Origin of the sequence: Marinagarivorans cellulosilyticus, from assembly GCF_021655555.1 — a bacterium.
Classification (GTDB): Bacteria; Pseudomonadota; Gammaproteobacteria; order Pseudomonadales; family Cellvibrionaceae; genus Marinagarivorans; species Marinagarivorans cellulosilyticus.
This window is the reverse complement of sequence record NZ_AP023086.1, coordinates 2,875,669-2,890,217: the sequence shown is the minus strand read 5'-3', so window position 1 is coordinate 2,890,217 and position 14,549 is coordinate 2,875,669. Positions and strand designations below refer to the sequence as shown.

Annotated in this window: 8 protein-coding genes; 4 read left to right on the top strand and 4 right to left on the bottom strand. The window is 48.1% G+C overall.

The genetic code is table 11. The features are described 5' to 3' along the window. Positions 1 to 361: 361 nt before the first annotated feature. The 4 genes from MARGE09_RS11630 to xylA all read left to right on the top strand — a co-directional run bounded on the left by MARGE09_RS11630 (position 362) and on the right by xylA (position 5,859). Positions 362 to 1,237, top strand: a complete 876-nt coding sequence (locus MARGE09_RS11630) for a helix-turn-helix domain-containing protein (RefSeq protein WP_236982082.1) — start codon at positions 362 to 364, stop codon at positions 1,235 to 1,237. 236 nt (positions 1,238 to 1,473) lie between these two features. Continuing rightward, entirely contained in the window at positions 1,474 to 2,706 is a 1,233-nt protein-coding gene (locus MARGE09_RS11625) for an ISL3 family transposase (RefSeq protein WP_236981837.1), read from the top strand. Positions 2,707 to 2,969: 263 nt separating this feature from the next. Beyond that, positions 2,970 to 4,460: a xylulokinase gene (locus tag MARGE09_RS11620; protein ID WP_236982080.1), complete on the top strand. Its 1,491-nt coding sequence runs from the start codon at positions 2,970 to 2,972 to the stop codon at positions 4,458 to 4,460. Positions 4,461 to 4,524: 64 nt separating this feature from the next. After that, on the top strand, positions 4,525 to 5,859 hold the full coding sequence (gene xylA, locus MARGE09_RS11615) for a xylose isomerase (RefSeq protein ID WP_236982078.1): 1,335 nt from the start codon (positions 4,525 to 4,527) through the stop codon (positions 5,857 to 5,859). A gap of 70 nt (positions 5,860 to 5,929) precedes the next feature. On the opposite strand, the gene MARGE09_RS11610 is transcribed toward xylA, so the two are convergent. The 4 genes from MARGE09_RS11610 to MARGE09_RS11595 all read right to left on the bottom strand — a co-directional run bounded on the left by MARGE09_RS11610 (position 5,930) and on the right by MARGE09_RS11595 (position 14,541). Continuing rightward, positions 5,930 to 6,727 carry a DUF4380 domain-containing protein gene (locus MARGE09_RS11610; protein ID WP_236982076.1) on the bottom strand — a complete coding sequence of 266 codons (798 nt, stop codon included), beginning with the start codon at positions 6,725 to 6,727 and terminating at the stop codon, positions 5,930 to 5,932. Positions 6,728 to 6,836: 109 nt separating this feature from the next. Continuing rightward, positions 6,837 to 7,334: a chemotaxis protein CheW gene (locus MARGE09_RS11605; protein ID WP_236982074.1), complete on the bottom strand. Its 498-nt coding sequence runs from the start codon at positions 7,332 to 7,334 to the stop codon at positions 6,837 to 6,839. 47 nt (positions 7,335 to 7,381) lie between these two features. Beyond that, complete coding sequence (locus MARGE09_RS11600) at positions 7,382 to 8,374, bottom strand: chemotaxis protein CheB (protein ID WP_236982072.1); 993 nt, start codon at positions 8,372 to 8,374, stop codon at positions 7,382 to 7,384. A gap of 5 nt (positions 8,375 to 8,379) precedes the next feature. Then, positions 8,380 to 14,541, bottom strand: coding sequence for a hybrid sensor histidine kinase/response regulator (locus MARGE09_RS11595; protein WP_236982070.1), 6,162 nt, complete (start codon positions 14,539 to 14,541; stop codon positions 8,380 to 8,382). Positions 14,542 to 14,549: the final 8 nt, after the last annotated feature.

Genomic DNA, 14,549 nt, shown 5'->3' with positions numbered 1-14,549 from the left:
CTTTTAGAACAAGCGACGAATAAAATACCAGAAAAAACTCGGAAAGATGACAACAACCTAATATCTAACGCCTCAAATAAAGCGCGTTAAATGACAGATCGCAAAGACTGCTGCCATTATAAGAAAATAAGCTACCTATTTTTAAACATAAGAGATAATCTTTATTTAGCAGCCAATGAAGCTTTTTTTATCTTCAAACTGATACAAATTATACTTGTACTCAACATGCCAACAATTAGTCCCTATTACCATTAGTGATGGGTTAACATTTCAATAACGACAAGTGATCAGCCACTTGAACATAGCGTACGATTTGCGCATATAATAAATACTATTACTCCTCTGATTATCGACTAGACTTATGGGAAAACCAGCGTTTGAAAATGTTGTACTAAACGAACAAGAATCTATTAGAGTTCTCCAATTTTCTTGCCCGGCGTTTCAGTCCAACCATACATGGCACTTTCACCCTCAGTACGAGCTTTCACTAATACTCAAGGGTCGCGGCAAACAATTTGTGGGCGATCATATCGAAAGTTTTTACCCTGGAAACTTAATCCTTGTTGGACCGAACATCCCTCATTGCTGGATAAGTGATGACGAAGCAGTCAACAACGAAATGCTTGTTGTGCAATTCGACCCGCTGTTTTTAGGCGAGAGTTTTTATAACTTACCGGAAGCACAAGCAATACATTCGCTATTCAAAGCCTCAGGGCAAGCCGTAAAATTCACCAACTACCCGCAAGATATTCGCGAGCAACTCGAAAGGGTTTGCGATAGCCAAGGAATGACACGCATTGCGCAATTATTAATCCTGTGCGAAAAACTAACGCAATGCGAACAAAAGCGCCTTATCAGCAGTGACTACCGCGTAGATAAATCCGTTAAGGGAGTCGACAGGCTGACCAATGCCATCAACTACGTTAAAAATCATTTTCACGAAGAGATTCGCCAACCGGATATCGCCAAACTCGTTAACATGGCACCGCAAAGCTTTTCGCGCTTTTTCCGCACCCAGACTGGCCGCACTTTTGTTTCGTTTGTAAACGAAGTTCGGATAGCTGAAGCTTGCCATTTACTCAGCTCCTCTGATAAAGATATTCTCGATATTGCGCTCACCTGCGGTTACGGTAATATTTCACACTTTAATCGAAAATTTTTGGAGAAAAAACAACTCACGCCTAGCCAATACCGTGAAAATCAGCGCTTAAAATCTCCACCCACCGCAAACCTGTAACAATAAAGCCAAATAGTGCCTAAAAAAACTATAAAAATGCACTATTTGGAGACATAAAAATACCGGCTGAATTTTGGATACTCAAAGACAACAAAAATCACACAAGTCATTGAAACTTAATAGCTTCCTGACTATAACAAGGGTCTTCTCCGCTTTAGTGAGGTAAAAAGAGATGCTAAGACCCGCCATATCCGTTGAAATGTAAGGTTCTCACGCCACTACACTTAAACGAATATATGAGCCTTAACATCTCCAGCAAAATTTTGAGCCTTCCTGGTCAGCGTGTCAAACAAGTTCAGCATGACTTGGCCCTGCAAAGATTGACTATACACTGCAAGCGAGACCGTCGTTATAGAGCGATTGACCCGTCAAGTAATGAGGCGGCCAACATCAACCGATACTTGCGCAGAACGATCCGTGATGTCCCTTTGTGTGGCTTCGAGTGCTATTTGGAAGTTGAGCTCGCTCAAGTTGTGACGACTTGCGGTAGGCGTCTAATGGAGGCTTGCGAATTTGTCGATACAGGCAATCGCTATACTCAAAGATTTTGCCAGTTGGTGAGCGGATTGTGTCGCCATATGAGTATCAGCACGGTCAGTCGGCACCTAAAGCTACGATGGGAAACGGTGAAAAATATGGATAAATTTCACCTAGAGAAAACGTTGCCTGCACTTAATCCTGAAAAATTAATTGACTTAAAATATCTTGGGGTCGATGAAGTCGCTAGAGCCAAAGGCCATGATTATATGACGGTGATTTATGACATGGAATCCGGTCATTTAATTGGCGTTGAGACAGGCCGTAAAGCCGAGGTGTTGACAGCGTTTCTAAAGCGCTTACCAGCACAAACCGCTGAAAACATAGAGGCGGTAGCCATGGATATGGGGCCAGCCTATCAAAAATCGGTACGCGAATGCTTGCCTAATGCTGACATTGTTTTCGATCGGTTTCATGTGATGCAAAACTACAGTAAAGCCATGAGCAATCAGCGTAGGATCGAGTTCAGAAAGGCGGATCGCGCAGGCAAAGAGCAGCTTAAAGGTACCCACTACCTGTTGTTAAAAAATGCCGACAAGTTAAATGATAAACAAGCCAATAAACTCCAGACATTGCTCGAAAATAATTCCAATATCAATACACTTTATATACTCAAAGAGCAGCTCCAAGCTTTGTGGAATGCAGGGAATTATGACGCCATGATGAATGCATTGGAGCAGTGGTGCGACATCGCGGAACAGACGAATATGCTCTATCTCAAGAAATTTGCAAAGTCACTAAGGAAGCATAGCGTAGGCATTTGTAACTACGGAAAACACGGGCTGACTAGCGCCAGAATTGAAGCCGGCAATGTCAGCATTGGCATGATTCGCAAGCGAGCAAGAGGCATCAAGGATACCGAGTACTTCAAGCTAAAAATAAGGCAATCATCGATGCCTGACGAGCAATCCATGTTCTATGGAAGCCACTAGATCACCTCACTAAAGCGGAGAAGAGCCTATAACAACTCGCGAAATGGCTAGTTAAAAAAGGAGGGCATTCCAGCGAAAAAGCTTGTAACTACAGAGCCCGCATATCCTCTAACCTCACCGGCTAGCATCAAGCTTTTGTGGTCAGCTCCTTTAGGCTTATTGATTCAGCCGCTCTGGTATTCAAGTTGCGCTATTTTGAAGTGCTACAGCATTACGCCCACTCCCAGTTATAAACGCAAAAATAATTAAGGTCTGTTGTAAACATGTATTTTCTTGGTATCGATATTGGCAGCTCCTCTGTAAAAGTTTCTGTATTTAACGGGGACAGCGGCCGCACTGTGGCAGCAACACATTACCCTAAGCTTGAGATGGAAATTAGCAGCCCACAGGCTGGTTGGGCAGAACAATCACCGGAGTTTTGGTGGCAGTGCACGCAAGAAGCCTGCAAAGAGCTTTTTACTCGAGACGACATTGACGCAACACAAGTCACGGCTATCGGCATTACCTATCAAATGCACGGGTTGGTCTGCGTAGATAAGAATCAAGCCGTTCTTCGCCCCGCCATTATTTGGTGCGACAGCCGCGCTGTAGCTCTAGGCCAAGACGGCTTAGAGCAACTCGGCGAAGACTACTGCTTTGAACAGCTGCTTAATTCCCCGGGCAACTTCACTGCCGCCAAGCTTCGCTGGGTACAATTGAATCAACCTGAGATTTTCAGCCAAATTGATAAAATCATGCTTCCCGGCGATTACATTGCAATGAAGCTCAGCGGCGAAGTCACAACCACCGCAACCGGCCTTTCTGAAGGGATGCTGTGGAACCATATCAACCAACAACCTGAACAAAACTTGCTTAAGAAGTGGGATATAGATAGCGGTTTAATTCCCGATGTTGTCCCTGCTATAGGTCAGCAGGCAAACGTGTGTGCAACGACAGCAGCTGAGCTAGGTATTCCAGTGAACACCCCAATTTGCTATCGCTGCGGAGACCAACCAAACAACGCTTTCAGCTTGAATGTCTTAAACCCTGGTGATGTGGCCGCAACGGCAGGTACCTCGGGGGTTATTTACAGCGTAACCGACCAAGCCGTAGGCGATCGCCAACACCGCGTTAACACCTTTCAGCATGTAACACATACCGAGACCGCACCACGCAACGGCATTCTGGCTTGTGTTAATGGTGCCGGCCGGTCACTGAGCTGGTTGCGTGAACTGCTTAGCGCGTCCGGCGACAGCATCGGTTACGACAAGCTAAACCAAGCCGCTGAGCCTATTGCCATTGGTAGCGAAGGCCTTAGTTTTATGCCCTTTGGCAATGGCGCCGAGCGCATCTTTAACAATAAAATATTGGGTGGCGGCCTAAGCCATTTAGATTTCAACCGGCATTCTCTAGGGCACGTTGTACGCGCCACACAAGAAGGCATTGTCTTTGCCCTGAAAGCCGGTTTTGAAGTAATAGAAGGCCTTGGCGGTGCAAGTAAAGTAATTCGCGCGCCTTCAAGCAGCCTATTCCTAAGCCCTATTTTTCAACATGCTTTTTGCAATACCACCCAATGCACACTAGAACTATTAACAACAGACAGTGCAGAAGGTGCCGCAAGGGGCGCGGCGTTAGGACATGGCTTTTTTAGCAACGAAGCAGAAACATTCAGAACCATCGAGCGGGCCAAAGTCTTGGAGCCCGAGCAAGGCGCCATGGAGCAATACTCAGCGGCCTATGCCCGCTGGCAAGCCGACTTAAACTCAGCGGTTTAAGCCCGCCGCCTTTAACACCACTTATTCATCACACAGTGCAAACTGTTTTTACAAGGTAAATACTATGAGCGTACTCATCGGAGATACTGAATACTTCAAAGGAATTAACAAAATTCAATTTGAAGGTCCAGAGTCAGATAATCCACTAGCTTTCCGCTACTACGACGAAAACCGCGTAGTCGCCGGTAAGACTATGAAAGAATTTTTAAAGTTCGCTACCTGCTACTGGCACACTTTCTGCGACACCAGCGGCGACCCGTTTGGTCCAGGCACACGTCGCCACCCTTGGTTTGAAGGTGCTGACCCAATCACACGCGCCAAGAAAAAAGCGGACGCAGCATTTGAGTTCATCACCAAGCTCGGTACACCTTACTACTGCTTCCACGATGTTGACGTGGTTGAGGAAGCTGGTACCACTCGCGCCGAATTCAGCAAGCGCGTTGAAACAATGGTTGACGTACTCAAAGAGAAACAACAAGCCTCTGGCGTTAAATTGCTGTGGGGCACGTCCAACTTATTTACCAACCCACGCTTTATGAATGGCGCATCGACCAACCCTGACTTCAACGTAGTCGCCTATGCCGGTGCTCAATTGAAAGATGCAATCGACGCGACTATCGCCCTTGATGGCGAAAACTATGTGTTCTGGGGCGGCCGTGAAGGTTACATGAGCCTTCTGAATACAGACCAGAATCGCGAGAAAGAGCATTTGGCGCGCTTTTTAACCATGGCTCGTGACTATGCACGTAGCCAAGGCTTTAAAGGTACGTTCTTCATCGAACCTAAGCCAATGGAGCCGTCTAAGCATCAGTACGATGTTGATAGTGAAACCGTTATCGGCTTCTTGCGCCAGCATGGTTTAGATAAAGACTTCAAACTGAACATCGAGACTAACCACGCAACCCTGGCACAGCATTCCATGGATCACGAGCTGCAAGTAGCTGCTGATGCTGGCATGCTCGGTAGCATTGACGCTAACCGTGGCGACTACCAAAACTCTTGGGATACTGACCAGTTCCCATACAACATCAACGAAACCGTTGAAATGATGCTAGTGATCTTGCGCGCTGGCGGTTTCCAAGGCGGCGGCGTGAACTTCGATGCTAAGGCGCGTCGTAATTCAACGGACCTTAAAGACCTGTTCTACGGCCACATTGGCGGTATGGACGTATTTGCACGCGCACTCTTGATTGCTGATGACCTTATCCAAAACTCACAGCTCGAGAAAATGCGCTCGGAGCGTTACGCTACTTTTGACTCAGACAAAGGTCGCGAGTTTGAAGAGGGCAAATTGTCTTTAGCTGACTTAGCCGCCATCGGTAACGCTATTGGTGAGCCACCTGCGACAAGTGGCCAGCAAGAGCTTTACGAAAACATTATTAACCGCCACATCCGTTAATAGCTTTCTACTGCACACAAAAAAGGGGCTACCGCTTTGCGATAGCCCCTTTTTTTACAGCTAATACTTGTTACTTTTCGGCGAGCTTGAGTAGTTCCGCGCTACCAATAGTCGGCGCTAATCCTACAGGAAGCTCCGAGAGCTCCCATTCGACAGACCAAACGGCTGTTTCACCTGGCGCAATTTCGCCATACCGCCCCTGCTGCTCTATTTCAATGTAAGGGTTTTTAGGGTCACCGTGCGCGTAGACTTCTACCTCGGCCTCCTGGGGAGCGATATTGCCCTCAGCAATTTGAGGGAATATTTTTTTCAGTAATAAACCGTTATTGGCATTGGCCAACCAACCATCACTATTGTTAGCAAACAGTTTTAAATTCTGATCAAAACCCGCCGGTACGTACGAGAACCAAAAGCTATTACCCAGCGCCACTACCGGCAAAGAAGAAATCTCTAAGGGTGCTGTCGCCGCTTTATAAAACGTTAAACCGCCATCAACGCGCGTAATTTCCCAGGGCGCATACTCCAGCTTTTTATCACTAGGGTTGTGCATTCGGTATTCCACCCTAAATCCCTTTGCGCTAGGACGAATACTCTTGCTCAGCACTAAATGTGTTAAGGGGCAAACTTGGCTCGTAAAGACCCAGCCATCTTCTACGGCACTTGCTTCATAGGGTTGACTATCAAGTGCCGGCGGCGGCGGCCAACCCCAGGAATGCTGAGGACTAGGCCAAAAGGTCGAGCCAATTTGCGGGCCCTTGGTCGTTAGTGCATTTTTTCCTTTAAAAGAAAATTCAATGATTCGAGCACCGTTATTAGCGTCCACCACCATGGAATAAGGGCCGTGCTCAAGCGTAATGATAGCGCTCACCCTAGGCTCTCCCGCGCAAGCAAGCTGCGCACAACAAAAAATATAAACACAAAATATAGTCCGCAATAATAAAAACGAGAATTGGATAACTACAGCCACTTAGGTCAACCTACAGTAAGCGATCCTTGTAAGCCAAATAGGCGTCCTCTAGAGCTCCTAGATTCGGGATGATCATTTCTTCATCCTCAAACTTCACGCACAGCGTCTCGAAAGCACCTAGGCTGACATTGCCTTGGGAGTCTTCCATATCCTCAGGTAAAAGCATCACTTCTCTGGGAATGCCTTGCGTCGGAATGGCAAGAAAGCCAACTTCGGTATTTTCACCCGTATTGTTAAAGAGCGCTATTCGGCCATTGGGGTTAATACCGCCGCCCTGCTCACGGGTTAGCTTTTCGAAACTAAGTAATGGAACCCGGCGGTTGCGCCAACTGTAGTGCCCCAAAAACCAATCCGGACCACTGTTGTCAGGGAAGATCGGTGCAACAGGCGCGATTTCCGCAATGCTCACACTTGGCACCAGTAATGCGCCACCTTGTATAGGCAGAACAAAACAGGCCATTCCTTCTTCCGGCGCACCCACGCCTTCTGTAACGTCTTGATCTTGCATTTGAATTACCTTTCTTTGTTGTTACACAATGCACCGCGCGAGGCGCATTAGTCATTAAATAATGTCGGTATTCCCGAATCAGATGCCTGCAGCGCAGTAAAGTGCGCCACCAACTTTTGAGCCAACTGCGCCGGCGCGCCATCAACAGATACATCGACCAAAGCCTGAACACTGACGGGCATGGAGTCCACAGCGCACGAATTGGCACTTTGCACCCACACCTTACCGCCACGGTAGTGCAATAATTTACTACTTCGGGCGCCATCATCCCCCATGCCGGTAAAAATAATCGCGCCGCCACGCTGCGCAAACACGCGAGCAACCTTAGCAATTACTTGATCAATAGATGGCGAATAATCGCCCAACCAAGGCTGATCTAAAGGCGTAATCACACCGCTATCTAATAAATCTATTTGCGTGTTGGGTGGGATTAGATACACCGTTTTTTCGCGAATGACACATGGAGCATCCAATGAGCGGACGCAAAATGCCGAGTGCTTATCAACCACTTGTTTGAGGGTTTCCATCGTACCGCTATCAATATGCTGTACGTATAAAAAAGCAACATCAGACAGTGTCGCTGGAATTTCATCTAGGAATTCGGCAATCGCTTTAGGCCCGCCGGTGGAAGCAGCCAATACCCAAACATGCTTAGCGCGCGCACGCGTTTGCGATGATGAGTCACGTACATGCCCGTGAGCCAATAATTGCAGCTTGTTGGCTAAACGTTTAGCCCGCTTAACGCGCAATTCAGCCGGGCCAAGCGAAGCTAATTCTTCATCACCTTCAACTAGGCCTTCGTCTTCGTAAATAATAGGGGTATTGGTCGAATCTAAAGACTCTAACAACCGCCTAGCCCGCTCACTGTGGTTAGAGGTCGCCAGCCACACATCGGCTTCTGGCAGCACACTAGGTAAAGGCTGGGAAGCATCTAAAGAAGCGCTGGCGCGATGTCCAGCTGTTTGAATCAAGCGAACAAACTCACCGACTTGGGCCGGTGAGTTCGCCAATACGCCAACTTTCAGGCAGGGGCCTCCCATTCAGTTTAGGTCCCTAGTAACTCGTTGATGCTCTCCAATAGCAGTTCTTCTTGGTAAGGCTTACCCAAGTAATGATTAACGCCAATACTTAATGCGTGCTCGCGGTGTTTATCGCCGGTACGCGATGTGATCATAATAATCGGGATATGCGCCCACTCTTCAGATGTTCGCATGTTTTTCGCAACCTCAAAGCCATCCATGCGCGGCATTTCAATATCCAGCAACATCACATCTGGCGTTCGCGTTTGCAGTACCTGCAGTGCATCCACGCCATCTTTTGCGGTAATAACATTAAAGCCTTCGCGCTCAAGGAAGCGGGTTGTTACTTTGCGCACCGTTACCGAGTCATCGACAACCATCACCGTTTTAGTAACGCGCTCCGTTTCTATTGCCGGTACCGTTGTCGGCGCCGCCAAACCAATCGTGGCCACAGCACGACGCACCAACGCATGAGGATCAAGGATCACAACAACGCTACCATCGCCCATAACCGTAGCACCTGACAGGCCTTGAACTGCAGCAAATTGCGCGCCCAAGCTTTTTACAACAATTTCCCGGCTCCCCATCAAGCCGTCGACTTGTAGTGCCATTGTATGCTGTGCAGAACGCACCAAGATAACTGGCAAAGGCATAACCTGCCCTTCTAGCCTTGGCTGCATTTCTTCATAAAGCATGCCACCAAGGTAGCGAACCTCATAGCTTTCACCGGCGTACTCAAAGCGAGCATCTTCTTGGCTGTAGTAATGTTCAAGCTCGAAAGGACTCACCCGCACAATACCTTCAATGGTATTCAACGGAATGGCGTAAGTCTCTTTGCCGAGGTTAACCATCAGCGCGCGGTTAACCGATACTGTAAACGGTAGGCGAACCGTAAATTGCGTGCCAACGCCAGACTTCGACTCGATAGTCATGGAGCCGCCAAGCTGCTTAATTTCAGCTGCAACAACATCCATACCAACACCGCGCCCCGAAATCTGAGTGACGTTATCGGCAGTACTAAAGCCCGCCTGCAAAATAAATTGCATGATATCGTGATCGCTCAGCTCGGCTTCCGCCGCCATCAAGCCACGCTCTATGGCTTTCTGTCGAACCTTTTCAAGCGCAATACCTTGGCCATCATCAGCTAGGCGCAACAAGATATCGCCACCCTCACGGGCAAAACTTAACAAGATGCGGCCATTTTCCGGTTTGCCTGCCGCTAGGCGTTCTGCCGGTGATTCAATACCGTGATCCACCGCATTTCGTAACATGTGCTCAAGCGGTGCCACCATATGCTCAAGCACCGAGCGGTCCATTTCACCTTCGACATTGTCGAGCTCGAAACTGACCTGCTTATTTAACTCGCTAGCAACTTGGCGAACAATACGACGTAACCGCGGCACCATCCTCGAGAAAGGCACCATGCGTGCGCGCATCAAACCTTCTTGCAACGAAGAATTAATGCGCTGTTGTTGCAATAAAATGGCTTCAGTGTCTTTAACTTTGTCGCTAAGAGTACGCTTTAAATCAACCAAGTCAGAGGCCGACTCGGTCAACGAGCGAGAGAGCTGCTGCAACTGCGAGTAGCGATCCATCTCGAGCGGATCAAAGTCTTCGTTTTCGGCTAACTGTTCCTGACGGAAAACAATCTGCGCTTCAGTTTCAGCATCTAAACGACGCAGCTGTTCTTGCAGGCGACGCAATGTAATATCAATTTCGCCAATTGCAGAGCCAAAGTCGCTCACTTGCTGCTCTAGACGACCGCGACTGATAGACGTTTCACCCGCTAGGTTAACCAGCTCTTCCAGTAATTCAGAAGAAATTTTAACCACCTCTTGAGAGCCGGCCTTTTTCGCGGCAGCAGCCACATTTTTGGCTTCCTGAAGTACTGGCGATGGTGGCATCGCGAACTCAGGCTTAGGCTCATCGGAACTTTCAATCACCGCAGGCGCGGTTGTCTCAAGCGATGTGACCGGCGCTGCAGGTCGCTGCGCCGCAGCCTCTTCAGGCACTGGCGTAGCAGCTGTTTCGGTTGCTTTGGTTTCGGCTGGAGCAGCTTCACCCGCTAAGCGAGCTTTCACGCCCCGCACGCCTTTTAGTACTAGATCTTGATACTGGTGCACCGAGTCAAAGAATTTTGGCGTATTATCCGGGCCGATACTATTAATTAAGTAAGTTTCGTATTCGTGCGTTAGCTCGCCCAACACGGTCAAGCCCGATAACCTAGCACCACCTTTTAAGGTATGCAGCGCACGTTTCATCTCATCAGGTGCTTCGGTGCTAGCCCAATCAGACTCCCAGGCGTGAATCGCTTCTTCTAACTCTTCGACTAACTCATCGGCTTCTTCAACGAAAATTTCTATGATTTCTTCATCAAAATCATCGACATTGATTAATGATGGATCACCGCCCACAAAGATAGAGTCGCCAGCTTCAGTAGGCGCTGGCGACATGTCACTAGCCGCTAAAGTTTCTTCTGCAGAAGCGACTTCGCCCAATTCGCTAGGCGGCACAATAGAATCCACCTCGGGAGTCTCATCAAGCTCTGTACTCGTCGATGATACATCTTGGTCACCAGCAGGCAGCGCTTCGGCAAAAGCATCTAAGCTTTCTGAGTCAAATAAATCCGAAGAGTCCATTTCAATATCAAAGCCTTCAGCTTCCGGCACCGCTAGCGACTCATCTAGAGAACCTTCGTTGGCGGTTTCGGTAATCGCTGATAGGTCGAGTGTATCGTCGTCCTCACTGTAACCGACGGTAGGCTCTATCTCTATCTCGTCAAAGCTTTCGTCAGTCGATGTCTCTAAGCTTACGTCATCAAGTGGTGCAATTGGGTCATCAGCAGCAGCTTCCTCGGTCAGCGGCTCTTCAACAACCAATTCATCACTCTGTACGTCATCAAACTCAGCTGAAAGCTCCGGCAAATCAGAAATGGGCGCTAAGTAACTATCGAGCATTTGCTGTAAATGCTCGCTTGGTAACGGCAATGTTTGCGCCGCGGCCACTGCATCCACCATATCCAACAGGCTATTGTGCGCGAGACGGAAAGTATCAAAAACATCATTATCCGGCGCCAAATGATCCAGTGTTGCCGCATACAAATCGTGCAACTGACCACTGAGTTTTTCCATTGGCGGGAAGTTGGCTTGCTCTGCTCCGGTCTCTAGAGTTTTCAGCTCTGCCATCATTGCAGGCAATTCACTGGTATGGCCTAAATCCGCCTGCCAGCGATCCAATACTTCATCAGCGTCCAGTAACAAGCTGATTTCTTCAGCCATAAAAATGGCCAGCATTCGAGGGTCAACAGGATGAGCAACATCAGCGCCTTTAGCTTCATTCGCGTGGATTAGATGCCCTAAATGCACCTCTTTGAGCTCGGCAACGCGGGCAATAAACTGCTCTAATTTAGGCAGCTCAGCTTGCTCATTGCGCTCAATAAAGGCGAGGCCTTCACGGATGTATTCCACCGCATCTTTGATGAGCTGCAAGATGTCAGCATCTATAGCGACCTGATAGCTACGCAGCTCTTTCATGAATAATTCAAGCGGCGAAGCCATCATCGCAATGGCAGTAACACCGGCCATATGCGCACTGCCTTTTAGCGTATGCAAAGCACGCTGTAGGCTATCGGTTGGAGTGGTAAAAATAGGCGCGGCAGCATCCATATCAGCAATAAATTCTTCAACCGCGGTGAGGTGTGTTTGCGCTTCCGAGGCAAACAACTCCCAAAGAATTTTCTCTTCTGCAGCATCGTCTTCTACAGTTAAATCTTCAGCAGAAGGTTCACTTTCGACTTCAGGCTCGCCCTCAACTTCTTCGTGACTTTGAGCTTCAACAGTCTCAGCAACTTCGTCGTTAACAGCAGTTACATCGTCAGCTAATAAGCCCGCCGGCACATCACCCGCGCTGAGCATATGGCCCCATTGCTCATACGTTTGTGCCAATGCCTGCTGAGAAGAAATAACGCGCTGCTCAAAAGCATTGACAAGCTCTGGCAGTAAATCGTAAACCCGTGAAATGTAGTCTTTTTGTACTACGGCAACAGGCAGGGTTTGATCCAGAATACGATTCAATAAATTTTCGACAGACCATGCCAGTTCACTGATATCGCTGGCCTTAACCATGCGTCCACTACCCTTAAGGGTGTGGAAAGCGCGGCGGGCTGTTGTGACGGCCTCGCCAGATACGCTATCACCCTGCCATTGCGGTAAGGCTTGGGACAAGGTCTCTAGAACTTCGCGCGCCTCTTCGACAAAAATCTCTGCAATGTCTTCATCAACATCGGCGTCTAGCGTAAAGGGCACAGGCTCTGCGGTAGCAGCTTGTGGTGCGGCCTCACCGGAAGGCTCGGTCTCGGCAGCTTCATCTTGTAGCGATGGAATTTGATCGGCTTCGTCACTGGCTGCAGGTAATAGTGGCTCAACAGGCTGTTCACTATCTTCCGTTACAGCTGCTGGGCTGTGCTCTTCCGGCGATGACTCGTCATTAGAGGCAGACTCAGTATCTGGCACATTGCAGCCAAGCTCGCGTAATGCCTCCTCTGCCAGCTCCAAAAAGCTATCTACATCATCGGTAAAATCGCCAATTAAGCGATCCAAATAATAGTCAACCCCTTCAATAGCATTAGCCAATGCCGTTAACGCATCGGCTGTTGGGGCTGAATCATCAGCAATAAATTGTTGCTGAATATATTGGCCGCAAATGTCGACAATAGTCGCCGCGCGCACAAGCGGAATCATTGATAAGCCGCCACGCACATCACGGATAAGCCCTTCGGCGCAACCTAACGCGGATTTATCCCATTGCGACGAATAAAACTCGACAATTGCTTCCTTTAGTTTTTCTAAGCCTATACGGCTTTCTTGCAGAACAACAATTTTGGCCTCATCGATTTCGACATCGCGTTCATTAAGATCGTTGATATTGGCTTTGTTGGCACCTTTGGCAATAGCATCTAATCGGTGCTCAATAACGACCAGTTCATTGGCAACATCCGTCAGCTCTTCGACATCCATATCCGCAGAAGTACACGCATCAGCCAAGCGATCGTGCTGTGTATTAGTAGCATGGCGTAGTTCAGCAACACCCAACACCGCTAAGGTATCAGCAACGCGCTTAACAATCGGCAAAGATGCTTCTAAATCTGAAGTTGCACCACCTTCGGTAACAACATGATTAAGAATCTGCTTTACGGTGTTCATTTCTTCACGTAAAGCGACCACTACCGAGCGAATGGTATCGGGCTCGGGAGCTGAGATCATATTTTTATGGAAATCTCGGCCTTCAACCGCGCCTTCGAATAAAGCGTTCTCTAAACCGTAAGTGTCTTTAACTAAACGAATGCGCTCTGTGACATCACCAGAGCGCGCAATGTAATACAAAATATTACGCGCTAGAGACTCATCTATCGCCAAATCAAATGCACCTGGCGACTTTTCGTATAACGTTTTTATTTCTTTTGCTAACCGGCGAAGCACACCTTTAACGGCAACGCTTAACTCGATTTCATCCTCAACGAGGCTATCGACCAAAGCCCCTGCAATTAGCCATAAATTACCTTGAACGGTGCCACCAGACGTATTTTCTAAGCGCGTAAAAACCTTACTGACGTAAACTAAGTTTTCGTCAATTTTTATACCACGCAAAACGCTTGCAGCTGCATATTGGTACATTTCAAAAAGTTTTTTAAGAACTTCTTTTAACTTTTGCTCGCTTTTCAGCAACGGGTGGCGAGTGCCCGTTACTTTTTCAAGTGCTGCAAGTTCTGGCGTAAATAAATTTGTCTCGCTTAAGTAAGGCTCTTTGCGGGCAGCACGTAAATCGTTAAGCAATGGCAGCACAACACCTGGGTGGTCATCCTGAATGCGCTTCACATGATCAAGGTAAATTGGCAGTTGCAGCAAGGAGCGCATCAATACCTCTAGCGACTCTGACTCGTTCACCACCGTTTTGTTGATAATAGCTTGCGCCAGGTGCTCCATCTCTTCGGCAAATAAAGATGCACCATGGAACTCCACCATCTTGAGCGAGCCAAGAACCTGATGGATATGCGTAAGGCAAAAGCGGATACGCGTAATATCGCGAGTATCTTCAGCGTAGGCTTCTAAAGCTTGGCGCGCTTCATTTAAAGCATCGCCAATCTCGCCGATTACCCACTCAAGGGCTGCGTAGTTACGTTTTTCTCCCATTGGGGGTC